Origin of the sequence: aff. Roholtiella sp. LEGE 12411, from assembly GCF_015206995.1 — a bacterium.
In the GTDB taxonomy this organism is placed as follows: Bacteria; Cyanobacteriota; Cyanobacteriia; order Cyanobacteriales; family Nostocaceae; genus Komarekiella.
Map to the genome: position 1 here is coordinate 1 of NZ_JADEXR010000038.1, position 11889 is coordinate 11889.

Below are 11889 nucleotides of genomic sequence, written 5' to 3' on the forward strand. Positions count from 1 at the left end.
CCCATGCCCCATGCCCAATGCCCCATGCCCAATTATCATGACAAAGAATATCCAGTTGTTTTATTAATGAATTGCAAAACTTTTTGATAGGATTCAGGATTACTAACAGGGTTGATGATGATGGGGATAGTGCCATCTGGCAACCAAAAGGTGATCCTGCCATTCGCTTCCTGACAAAAAGAACTGATGCAGTTGAGGTTAATTACGTATTCATTTTTCTCGTAATTGATTTTCACCCAGTGGGCATGATCTATTTCTAAATCCGTAACGCATCCTAGATAATCCAGAACTTTTTGGTAGTCTTCCAGATTACTTTGTGGGTTAATCACTATGGGAATAGCACTGTCGGGTAGCCAAAAAGTTACCCTGCCGTTGCGTTCATAACAAAAAGCATGGACACGCTCGAAATTTACTACATATTCTTTCCTCTCGTAAAGGATTTTCACCCAGTACGCCACAGAATCTCCTCAAGTCCGAAGTTGACGAATGATTTTCACTCAGTAAGTCATAACATTTCCTCATTAATATTGCTTTGATGATTACAAAATAAATTTTTTAAAATTTGTAATTTTGCATTTTGTATTATTTGTAAGGCACTTCTAATGGCTTTAGCGTGCCATTCGGTTTAGAGAGTAAGGGCGATCGCGGCTTGAATAAACCCTTTAAATAGAGGATGAGGGGTACTTGGGCGAGATTGAAATTCTGGATGAAATTGGCAAGCAATAAAGAATGGGTGGTTAGGTAATTCCACAATTTCGACTAAGCGTCCATCGGGAGAAGTGCCACTAATAACGTAGCCAGACTTTAACAACAGATCGCGATAAGCATTGTTAAACTCATATCGATGCCGATGTCGTTCATAAATCACATCATCTTGATAGAGCTTAAAAGCCAAAGTATCAGGTAGCACACGGCAAGGATAAAGTCCCAAACGCATTGTACCGCCCAAATCAACCACATCCTGTTGTTCTGGCAATAGGTTAATTACCGGATCCGTGGTGTAAGTATCAAATTCAGCGCTGTTAGCATCTGCTAATCCTGCTACATGCCTTGCCCATTCAATTACGGAACATTGCATTCCCAAGCATAAACCTAAGAAGGGAATTTGGCGATCGCGGGCATATTGAATAGCGGCAATTTTACCGTCTACTCCCCGGATGCCGAAACCTCCTGGTACAATGACGCCATCAACACCTTTAAGATGGGTTTCAGCTGATTCAGTTTCCAAATTTTCTGAATTTACCCAACGCAGTTTCAATTTGCCACAAGTGGAGATTGCCGCATGGTGCAGGGCTTCTACTACAGATAAATAAGCATCACCTAACTGCACATATTTACCAACGATGGCAATTTCTACCTCGTATTTGGGACTATGTAGACGTTGTACCAGGGTTTGCCACTGCGTCAGATCTGGTTGGCATTGTTCCATTTGCAGCAATTTTAACACTTGCTCTGCCATTCCTTCCTTTTCCAGATTCAGCGGTACTTCATAGATGCTTTTAGCATCTTGGGAGGTGATGACGCATTCTTCTGGGACATCGCAAAATCCCGACAATTTCTGCTTTAATCCTTTGGGTAGGGGGCGATCGCTCCGACAAACTAAAATATCCGGTTGAATACCAATGGATCTCAGTTCCTTCACCGAATGCTGTGTCGGTTTAGTTTTCATCTCACCCGCAGAAGCAATCCACGGTACTAGGGTTACGTGCATGTACAACACATTTTGCCGTCCCACTTCCTTGCGGAACTGCCGAATCGCCTCCAAAAACGGCAGTGATTCAATATCTCCTACCGTACCGCCTATTTCTGTAATTACTACTGATGGATTTGTACTTTTAGCGACTCTCAAAATCCGTTCTTTAATTTCGTTGGTGATGTGAGGAATCACCTGCACAGTGCCGCCATTGTAGTCGCCGCGCCGCTCTCTATTGATTACTGCCTGGTAAATCGCCCCAGTAGTAACGCAGTTCAATCGCGACATTGAGGTATCGGTAAAGCGTTCGTAATGCCCCAAGTCCAAATCTGTTTCCGCGCCATCCTGGGTAACAAACACTTCCCCATGCTGGAAAGGACTCATTGTACCTGGATCGATATTGATATAAGGGTCGAGTTTGAGAATCGATACCGAATAATCGCGCGATTTGAGCAAACGCCCCAGACTTGCTGCTACAATGCCTTTGCCTATACTGGAAACTACACCTCCAGTTACAAAGATAAACTTAGTCATAATAGTTTTAATTTCTAGCGACTTCTAAAAATACATCTCGTCATTGTGCCACAGTCATTGTGGTGAAATCTTCATGTGATTTGGCTGTGAAAAACATTTTAGGATTAGTAGTATTAGGCTGTGTTGTCACTTCCTCCGTAGCATTGGCAGAGCCATCTGTTTTAGTTGTTTTTCCCCAAAATAACTACCAGACAAGTGCGGAACAAATCTTCTTTCTTGGAACAGCACCACCTGATGGACAAGTTTTGTTCAATGGTAAGCCAATTACCCGCAGCAAGACTGGTCATTTTTCCCCAAGTTTCCCCTTGCAGTTGGGAGAGAATCTGTTTACTGTACGTCACCAAAATCAAGAACTTCAAATTAAGGTGATAAGGCTTACCAATCAGCCTGAGCTTCCGCATGGGTTAGCCTTTGCCAAAGATTCCCTAACTCCAGCAGCTGACATTGCCAGACTACCAGGGGAACTAATTTGTTTTAGCGCGATCGCACCCCCCAATGCCAGTGTATCTGTCAAGCTGGCTCATCAAACTGTAGCCCTTTCGCCACAACCCCAACAGGCGCAACTGCCAAGTAATTTGGCGGCCCTCACGGGGCGGAATCAGCCTACTGCCCAGTCTACCGTAGGAAAGTACGAAGGTTGCACTACTGCACAACAGCTTGGTTCCCTAATTTACGGTAACAATACCATCTCCGGTGCTGTTGTTCAGGATTCCGGCAAAAATGTAGATTTGGGTAAACCGGAATTTCAACTAACCCTCAATGGCAAGACGATAACTCAACCAGGCTCTGGCAAGGTTCAAATCCTCTCACCTGCACAGTTACCAGTTTCTGAGGTGATAGCAGAGTCAGGCGTTGCTCGCACTGGCCCCAGTACCGATTATTCTCGACTTACACCACTGCCGAAAGGGGCAAGGGCAACAGTTACAGGTAAGGAAGGTGAATGGTTACGCCTAGACTATGGCGCTTGGATTAACAGCAAGGAAACCCGCTTTTTACCAGGTGCGATTCCGCCACGGACAGTAATTCGCAGTATCGGATATCGTCAACTTCCTGGTGTAACAGAGATGATTTTCCCGTTACAAGTTCCTGTACCCGTGAGCGTGCAACAAGATGACCGTACTTTCACTCTCACTCTCTACAATACCACTGCCCAAACAGACATTATTCGCCTGGATGATAACCCTCTAATTTCTCGCCTAGACTGGCAGCAGGTAACTCCAGAACAAGTCAAATATACTTTCAACCTCAAAAAAGCTCAACAGTGGGGATATAAGCTGACATACAACGGTACAACCCTGGTTTTGGCTTTGCGTCACGGCCCTGCAATTGGGCACAATAGACGAAGGCCTTTAGCTGGCATTAAGATTGTACTTGATCCAGGGCATGGAGGTAAAGAGTCGGGTGCCAGTGGCCCGACTGGATATTTAGAAAAAGATGTCAATTTAGTCGTATCCAAGTTGCTGCGCGACGAGTTGGTGAAGCGAGGGGCAACTGTGGTGATGACGCGGGAAGATGATCAAGATCTTTCTCTGGTAGAACGTCAAGAAATTATCAGTAAAGAAGAACCTGCGATCGCTCTTTCCATACACCACAACTCCCTACCTGATGATGGCGATGCCGAAAAGACTAAGGGATTTGGAGCTTTTTGGTATCATCCCCAAGCCAATAACCTAGCAATATTTTTGCACAATTATGTAGTTAAAAAACTAAACAAACCTTCTTATGGTGTGTTTTGGAATAACTTAGCGTTAACACGTCCAGCAGCAGCGCCATCGGTGTTGCTGGAATTAGGTTTTATGAGCAATCCCGATGAATTTGAGCAAGTGGTGAACTCAGAAGAACAGAAGAGAATGGCAAAGGCGATCGCTAAAGGAATTACTGAGTGGTTTGGCAGTGTGCGGTAAAACTTATAGATATATTTTACAAAAACGTCTGTAATTTAAAACTCCATAAGCCAAAACTTGAGCCGTCAATTCCAAATGATAAGCCATCATTAGTAATATTAGGGTGGGGTGTAGTAGTTGCTCAACAAAACAAATTAATAGGGCTGCATCAATTAGAACTTTTTTTATTTCTCGCTTGCTCTACTTGTTCAACCGACAAACTCAAAGCTTCTGCTACCTGTTCAGTAGTCAACCCCAATCCTAGCAATCGCGGTATTGCTTCTGATAGAACTTCTTCTTTGATTTCCTCTTTGATTTCCTCTTTGATTTCCTCTTTGATTTCCTCTTTGGCTTCTTCTCGGACTTCTTGATATGCTCTGGTTTGCTTTAAGTCACTTAATCCAAACATTGCTGCTATCTCCTGACGAGTCATTTGGGGTAATTTGTACCAAACTATTGTCTCTATCAATTCTATAATTTGCTTTTTGACCGTTTCATCAACAATTTCTTGCCTAGCTTTGTTGATTAATCGTCGTGCTTCTTCAGTTGCTCTCTGTTTTGATTCTACAACTAATTTTACTACACCTATCCCTAGCGAAGAGTCTGCGTCTTCTCCTAATTCATCTAAATAAATGCGTTGTACTTGCTGAGTCAATAGCAGACCGCGATAGTGTATGTGCACTTCTGGGTCTATACTGCGTTTAGGATACAGCACAACTGCACGCCAATCATTAGGTAATTCATATTGACGCAGGTAAAGAAATATTTCACTAAAAAAGCGTGAATAAAATCTCGAATCAGATTGAAATTGAACTTCTACAAAATATATTGGTTGGTTGGAAGAATCAATGGAAGGTAAAAATAAACCATCAATGCGAAACGCAGTTTGCTTAATTTCAACTGATGTGAATTTATAAGCATTACCAGTTGTTGCAGATTCACCAATTAACTCAAAAAATATGCTGGGGAAGTTTTGAAATAGCTGATAAAAAATAGAGTCAGTTTTCATGCCAACCATGTAAAATCGGCATCGTAAACAAACCCCAGGCTAAACCCGTAATTAACCCAAAAGGCGTAACCACGTAATTATTAAAACTCCATAAACCTAAAACCTGCGCTGCCAACTCCAGAGGATAAGCCATCATCAATACAATAGCTAACGCTGTTCCACTCCAGCCATAATGCTTTAACCAGTAAAAACCTCTACCACCAGTTGCAGCATACAGCAGACGAGTAATCAGCAAACCCGTGACAGTGCCGTAACAACGCATACATACAGCCATTATAAATGGGGGTGCTAAATCTAACCCCATATCTGGTTGCGGACATACATGATTACCCATGAAGTAAATGATGTTCGCAATACCCGGTAGCAAAAACACCCCAGACGCAGCCAGAAAGGGAGCTATAGGCGGGCCAAAAACCATCCCCGCTAGCATAAAATCGGCAATCAAACTCACCCAGTTCAGATTTTTGGAAGATTGCAACTGCATGGCACAAACAATTCTCTGCATAAAATGCTCTCGAAAAATTAAAATCTCTGGACTGTGTATAAGTTTATTTTATATTTAATAGTAAATGCTGTATCCACAAATCAGCCCGCTCCTTCTTTACACTGACTTTTTTGGGCAAGAATAAATAATGGTTTTTAACGCTCTTTTATTACTCTAATGAGAGATTTTTTAAAGCCTTATCAGGATTTTATTTTTTCTCTATTCAGATATATATAATAGCGTTAACTATGATGCGATCGCTAATCCAAAAATTGTGTTTTTGAGCACGATTCTCGGCAAACCTTTCAGCCTTATTGTTTTTTGAAAAAGTTAACTGAATTATACAAAATAAAAAACACTAGGGTGGGCATTTCCCACCCCAATTATTTCTGAGATCTGCTGCTTTGCGTGAGATTTTCTTAACCTACCTTAGCAATATACGGACTTGTCAACTTATCTAACTGCTGAATCAACAGACTGAGGAATAATCCCACATCTGTAACTACACCCACCGATTCCACAGAACCGCGATCGCTTAACTTTGTCACCACAGCTGGATTAATATCCACACACACCATTTTCACACCAGCCGGAGTCATATTTCCTACTCCAATGGAGTGCAACATTGATGACAGCATCAAAATCATCTCTGTACCTTCTAGGTGTTTGGCATATTCCTCCTGTGCTTTAATTAAATCCATTTGGGTATCAGGTAAAGGCCCGTCATCCCGAATAGAACCGGCAAGCACAAAAGGCACGTTATTGTGAACACACTCATACATCACGCCACTTTTAATTGCTCCCGCCTCCACAGCTTTGGGAATGCTGCCATAACGGCGGATACTATTAATTACCTTGAGGTGATGGCGGTGTCCACCACGGACAGCTACACCCCGCTTCATATCTACACCCAAGGAAGTCCCCATGATATTTTGCTCGATGTCGTGGACAGCGATCGCATTACCACCTAGCAATGCCTGTACATAGCCTTCACGAATTAGTTGCGCTAGGTGTTCGCCGCCACCTGTGTGAATGACTACGGGCCCAGCCGTGACAACTACTTTACCACCAGCATCACGTATTTTACGTAATTCCCATGCCACTTGTTCAACGACTAATTCCACACGCCGCTCGCTGGAAACCCCCGCCGACATAAAGCTGAATTCTTGAGTATTGCGTAGTTCTCGTGATTCAGTTTTGCGGATGGTGCGGATACCTAAAACGTCTACAATGACCTCTTCGCCAACTTCTAAATCCCGTAAGATTTTACACCTTGCCACTATCCCATTGGGAGTTTGGGTAATAGCGATCGCGCCATCCATGCGTTGATTTTCCACCTTCACCCACTGACCACAAATCCGGACTTCGGTGGGATAAATTGTACTAACGTAGAAATCATCGGGAGCTACGCCAGCTTGGATCACAGGCTCAAGTTTGGCATCTCGCTCATCTTGGGGTAAATTTACTGCGCCTAAATCAATCAACCGGGAGATGATTTCTTCCATCACTTCATGAGATGGTGCTGACACCTTTACCTCGGCTGCTGAGGTACTTTGCCGCTGTTCTCCCAAGTTGAAATTCAGGACTTGGAAGCTTCCGCCAGCGTCCACAATTAGATCCAGGGCGCGGTTAATCAAACCAGCATCCAGCAAGTGTCCTTCCATGCGAATGACGCGGCTTTCTACCGAGACATTGGCATGAACTTCATCCCTAACTGGTTCCGTCACCCGCAAGGTGAGGCATTTAGCCGCGCCACCAGCTTTGAGAAATTCGGTAAGCGGCGTTTCCATCACTTGGAAACCTACATCTCCAAGGCGTGCTTTCAAAGCATCACTGGCCTTGTTCATAATGATAATGCCGTCTACATTCACAGCATTACAAGCGAAGTTGACTGCATCAGCTTCTTCAATTGCGATGCGCTTTTCTGGTGCGACTCGCATTTCAATTAAGCGGTTGGAGTAGGAATCAAAAGCGCCTGGATAGTAGAGCAAATAGCCGTTTGCTAAGGGACAAAAGCAGGTATCTAGGTGATAGAAACGTTCATCTATTAGTCGCAGAGATAGCACTTCAATATCCAGCCATTTGGCTAGATAGGGGTGAGAATCTAATTCTGAGCGGAAACCGTATCCCGCCCATAGCCAGCGTCCTTCCCGATCCAATAGTGCGTCACCTGCTCCCTCAAAAGGCAGATCTTTGGGAAGTTCATGTACTGTGTAATTATTTGCCTCAAACCATTGTTTAAAGTAAGGTTCTTCTCCCTGACGTTCTTTGTGTAAAAAGCGACTGAGGACGACGTTCTTTCCTAGTACCAAGCCAGCATTAGCGGTAAAAACTAAATCAGGCAAACCTTTCTGGGCTGTTACTAAGTCTACAATGGCGTGTTGCTTGAGGATGTAGTGTAGTCCTTGCCACTGTTCGACGGCGCGATCGCGCGATGACTTGTGAATATTCCCTTCCATCCAAGGATTAATCACATAGTCCACATCATAGTGGTCAGGAGGACACATTAAAAAGCGAATCAGGGAAGTCATAAAAATTTTACGAGCGTTTAGATGCTACAAGGTTGTTTTGAATACAGATTTTTGTTTTTCCAATTTGTAAAATCTGCTACTAAACCTCTACCTCTTGATAGTTGAAGGCTTTACAAAGGCTTTGTTCTTAATTCTATTACTGTTAAGAGACAAACTGAAGGGAACAAATAAACTAGCTGGCGAAATGGCAAGAGGGGTAACAGGCATAGGTCTGAAAGTACAATTTCGTGTTATTCTAATGCCGTTTAGTTTTCATAACTCAGATAGCAAAGCTAACAATAACGATTGAAGATAACCCTGATCCAGAGGAGATTCATCCTGTTATCAGCCAACTTGTAGAATATCCTGTAAAAATTCCGGCGTTCCATAAATGCGGGATAAATTGTTTCTCATGCTGTGGCTGGACGGGGGAAAATGGCTAAGAATCATATAGAACTTAGAAAAAAGAGATACTTCAAGCTCAGTTCACAAATCGCTCAGTTAGACAATGCACAATTGCGTTCTGTGTTTGACAATAGTGAGTCGAATGAGTCGAGCACGGGTTGGGGGCTAAATCATGCCATAATTCTTGGACAATCTAAGGTCTTTGTAAAACGTGTTCCGGTTACAAATATCGAATTTGACAACCCGTTCTCTACCAGAAACCTTTATAACCTGCCGACTTACTGTAACTATGGCTTCGGTTCCACAGGTTTTGGGGTCTTCCGTGAACTCGTGACCCATATTAAGACAACCAACTGGGTATTAGAGGGGGCGATCGCCACTTTCCCACTGATGTACCATTATCGGATTATTCCGTTCTTTGGGCAGCGTGCGAATGTGGATAGGTCGCGTCTAAAAGATTATGTAGAGTACTGGGGTAATAGTGCGAACGCCGGGAATTATGTGTTAGATAGAGCGATCGCCTTGTTCAAAGCTATGCACTCATCGATTGAGAGGTCAGCAAACCAGACATACCCAAAACTTTCTTTGACCAAGCAGACGCGACATCTGCAATATTTGCCGTTTCTGTTGAGTTGCCCCAAATATTGACCCAGTTCCGTTTCCAATCTTGCAGTAAGCCTTGAAGTTGATCTAATTCACTGTTAATTTGGCTTTCACCTTGTATTAAAGACAAATATAACAAGCCCTCTTCTAATAACACTGGAACCACTTCCCGGTTAGCGCTATTGTGTAACCAGGATTTAAGGCGTGCCAAACTAGATGCCAATTCTCCCAACTGTTGTGCATGGGGTATCTGTGAAAAATTAGCTTCAATTGTACTCCAGTTGGGCATTACAATCCTCCTAGCAATTGCTTGGTAATCTGGCTAACTCGCTCTCGAATTTGGGGAGATTGTATTATCATACTACGGTTATTTTCACTGGGGCGGATGTTGATAATTTTAATTTTTTCGTCAATATCCTTATCCAGTAAGGGTTTCATAAATAACGTGTGTTCGCCCTGGGTCAAATAATTCGTCGCTCTACAGCAGTAAGCAATTGTTCCATAGCTGTGTTTTTTATGTTGTAGGCGTTTGCATCAGGCACAAGAGACTCTTGGTAACGACAAATAAAACACATCTTATCCTTGAGTGTTGCTACACCTATTAAAAGTGGTAGAGATTTTGACCCCGTAGCCATCAAATAAAGTTCCTGTAGCTGTATTTTTCCAAACTGCTGTTTAATATTTAAATTTCCCAAATTAGTAATTGTAATATCTATTATCTCCCCTAGCTTTCTGAAATCTGAAGTTTCTCCACCTTTGTTAGAGTTGCTAGATAATAAGGCTCTTGCTTTTAGTACATCGTCAAATAATTTTCCGTCTGCTACCACTTGATTGAGCTTATATTTAACTTCACGTGCTAAGTCCCAAAAATCGGTCTTCTGGCTTAATCGATGAGCGGTGGCTGGTCGAGCAATGTACTCACCTAGATTTTCGTTGACGGGTATTGTCAAATAATTGCGGATATTTACTGGTGTTTGACACCTAAGAATAATTTCAGTAGAGGATTTGACTTCAGCAGCAATCGCTAAAAGAAATGCAGCACACAAAGCCCCGTGAACAGAGGTTTGTTCTACTCGACAACGAGCTACAACTTTAGTAGTTTCCACTGAAGATAACGTCCAATGAAACTGGCGAATTGCTAAGGAAGGTGAAATATTTTTTGACTGCTTATTTAGATAAGTTTTTGTTAAAATAGATTTGGTATCTCTGGACTCATTTAGGTTTTCAAAAACTACATCTTTTGTAATATCAGGGATAATTTCATCAACAGGAGGCAAGTCTGGTAAAAGCTCACGAGGGTTGTCTGGTTCACCAATAAATTGCAAGATATCTCGGATCAGATAAGCTCCTGATAGACCATCACCAATGCAATGATGAAAAGTAATTATTAGGTTAGAAATATCAGATGAGTACAGCAACAATACGCGCAGCAGGGGTTCTTTACTCCAATTCAAAGGGTGACGTAATTCTTCTACCATCTCCCGACACCAATGTTCTTCTCCTTGTCGCTCAATTACTCGTAGTGGAATAGGCGGAACATTTTCTAAAGAAAATTGTGGCTGATTTTGACTGTTAGTGACTATTTTTACTCTTAACCGAGAATGCCTCAGTTGTAGCCAAGCCAGAGCTTCAGTTAATAAATCAATGGTAAATAAGCCTTTAATAGTCACTGACAAGGTAACATTTTCCGGGCTGTTGTTGTATGATAACCACATCAACTGTTCTGATGCTGTAAGAATGCGATTCATGGCAATTACAAGGATTGTAGTGTCTTATCTATCGCTCTTTTGTAACTTTCAAAAAACAATAATCGAAGCAAGATTCTGAAACTTTGATGTAGTCGAATTTTGAGCCTTTATTTTCTAACAGTAACTGAAGTTTGTAGCCAAAACATGGAGATGCAGTCTCTGAAAGGCTTTCATCGATTGGGTTCTACCAAAGTGACAAAAAAAAAAGAGGGCTATAAATGTCTTAGTGTGCAACACCCCTCAAACGTAGGCTAATCAATCCTACTAGAGTTGTTGACCGACTTTGCTACCACCTTCGGTTACGCTTAACTCCCCATTAACCCCGTGTTGGTTAATTTGATGGCTGGTTTAGCTGCTTATACCTATTTGCCTAAAAAACCTTCGATTGATATTTACCCAAAAGACTTATCTGTACTACCTCCTGCCATTTTTTAGTTCCGTCGAACTCACGTCAAGCTTAAATAGAAATTATTTAAAGTCAATGAATGGCCATAGAACTATGCCCATAACAAACATCAAAAAAAGCGCAATAAAAACAATTAAAGGATTAGGTAACAATCTTCCTATCCACATCCAAACTACTCCACCAAGGAATGGAAAAGCTAAACTACAGATCATGCCTATTATATTTGTGACACGTCGTCCAATCGGATTCGGAAAAGTTTTTGGAGCAGATTTATAGTTATCTTGCCCACGGCGTAAGGTACGCTCATCATCACGAATTGCTCGATGAGCAGCAATCACACCCAGTAATGTAGCAAAAGATGATCCAACACCCACTGCAACCATCGCCTGACGTAGTGTTGTTAATGTCGAAATAAACGACATTTTATCGGAGCTTGAAACAGATAATGAAGTGGCTTCAGCACTAAGGGAAAAGCCGTAGGCAGTAAATAATAGCCCCTGTAAAGTAATCATCCACATTATTCTTTGATTGACAAGGTTGTCTTCGTGTTCAATCTTGGCTCGAATGCGATCGTAAAGACGTTCAACTTCCTCTTTTATCCAATTCTCAGCCAT

General features: G+C 42.3%; 10 protein-coding genes. 1 reads left to right on the forward strand and 9 read right to left on the reverse strand.

What is annotated here, in order from left to right; all coding sequences use genetic code 11:
• Nucleotides 1–35: 35 nt before the first annotated feature.
• Both IQ246_RS11190 and IQ246_RS11195 read right to left on the reverse strand, forming a co-directional pair.
• Nucleotides 36–458, reverse strand: a complete 423-nt coding sequence (locus IQ246_RS11190; protein ID WP_194002954.1) for a hypothetical protein — start codon at nt 456–458, stop codon at nt 36–38.
• Between the two features lie 167 nt (nt 459–625).
• Nucleotides 626–2227: a CTP synthase gene (locus IQ246_RS11195; protein ID WP_194002956.1), complete on the reverse strand. Its 1602-nt coding sequence runs from the start codon at nt 2225–2227 to the stop codon at nt 626–628.
• 86 nt (nt 2228–2313) lie between these two features.
• On the opposite strand from IQ246_RS11195, the gene IQ246_RS11200 reads away from it, so the two are divergent.
• Nucleotides 2314–4131 carry an N-acetylmuramoyl-L-alanine amidase gene (locus IQ246_RS11200; protein ID WP_194002958.1) on the forward strand — a complete coding sequence of 606 codons (1818 nt, stop codon included), beginning with the start codon at nt 2314–2316 and terminating at the stop codon, nt 4129–4131.
• A gap of 148 nt (nt 4132–4279) precedes the next feature.
• Here IQ246_RS11200 and IQ246_RS11205 read toward each other — a convergent pair whose 3' ends face one another.
• The 7 genes from IQ246_RS11205 to IQ246_RS11235 all read right to left on the reverse strand — a co-directional run bounded on the left by IQ246_RS11205 (nt 4280) and on the right by IQ246_RS11235 (nt 11889).
• Nucleotides 4280–5119, reverse strand: a complete 840-nt coding sequence (locus IQ246_RS11205; protein WP_194002960.1) for an Rpn family recombination-promoting nuclease/putative transposase — start codon at nt 5117–5119, stop codon at nt 4280–4282.
• Nucleotides 5109–5624, reverse strand: a complete 516-nt coding sequence (locus IQ246_RS11210; protein ID WP_194002962.1) for a DUF2085 domain-containing protein — start codon at nt 5622–5624, stop codon at nt 5109–5111. The genes IQ246_RS11205 and IQ246_RS11210 overlap by 11 nt, the downstream gene beginning before the upstream one ends.
• A gap of 398 nt (nt 5625–6022) precedes the next feature.
• On the reverse strand, nt 6023–8134 hold the full coding sequence (locus IQ246_RS11215) for a TIGR00300 family protein (RefSeq protein ID WP_194002964.1): 2112 nt from the start codon (nt 8132–8134) through the stop codon (nt 6023–6025).
• Between the two features lie 916 nt (nt 8135–9050).
• Entirely contained in the window at nt 9051–9410 is a 360-nt protein-coding gene (locus IQ246_RS11220) for a hypothetical protein (RefSeq protein ID WP_194002966.1), read from the reverse strand.
• Complete coding sequence (locus IQ246_RS11225; protein WP_194003026.1) at nt 9410–9559, reverse strand: DUF5674 family protein; 150 nt, start codon at nt 9557–9559, stop codon at nt 9410–9412. Before IQ246_RS11225 ends, IQ246_RS11220 begins: the two co-directional genes overlap by 1 nt.
• Before the next feature lie 23 nt (nt 9560–9582).
• Nucleotides 9583–10869, reverse strand: coding sequence for a condensation domain-containing protein (locus IQ246_RS11230; RefSeq protein WP_244141993.1), 1287 nt, complete (start codon nt 10867–10869; stop codon nt 9583–9585).
• Nucleotides 10870–11337: 468 nt separating this feature from the next.
• Nucleotides 11338–11889 carry a hypothetical protein gene (locus tag IQ246_RS11235; RefSeq protein WP_194002968.1) on the reverse strand — a complete coding sequence of 184 codons (552 nt, stop codon included), beginning with the start codon at nt 11887–11889 and terminating at the stop codon, nt 11338–11340.

Excerpts from the sequence above, each read along its gene's own strand:
- IQ246_RS11195 (WP_194002956.1), bottom strand. The coding sequence starts at position 2,227 with ATGACTAAGTTTATCTTTGTAACTGGAGGTGTAGTTTCCAGTATAGGC.
- IQ246_RS11205 (WP_194002960.1), bottom strand. The coding sequence starts at position 5,119 with ATGAAAACTGACTCTATTTTTTATCAGCTATTTCAAAACTTCCCCAGC.
- IQ246_RS11210 (WP_194002962.1), bottom strand. The coding sequence starts at position 5,624 with ATGCAGAGAATTGTTTGTGCCATGCAGTTGCAATCTTCCAAAAATCTG.
- IQ246_RS11215 (WP_194002964.1), bottom strand. The coding sequence starts at position 8,134 with ATGACTTCCCTGATTCGCTTTTTAATGTGTCCTCCTGACCACTATGAT.
- IQ246_RS11220 (WP_194002966.1), bottom strand. The coding sequence starts at position 9,410 with ATGCCCAACTGGAGTACAATTGAAGCTAATTTTTCACAGATACCCCAT.
- IQ246_RS11225 (WP_194003026.1), bottom strand. The coding sequence starts at position 9,559 with ATGAAACCCTTACTGGATAAGGATATTGACGAAAAAATTAAAATTATC.
- IQ246_RS11230 (WP_244141993.1), bottom strand. The coding sequence starts at position 10,869 with ATGAATCGCATTCTTACAGCATCAGAACAGTTGATGTGGTTATCATAC.
- IQ246_RS11235 (WP_194002968.1), bottom strand. The coding sequence starts at position 11,889 with ATGGCTGAGAATTGGATAAAAGAGGAAGTTGAACGTCTTTACGATCGC.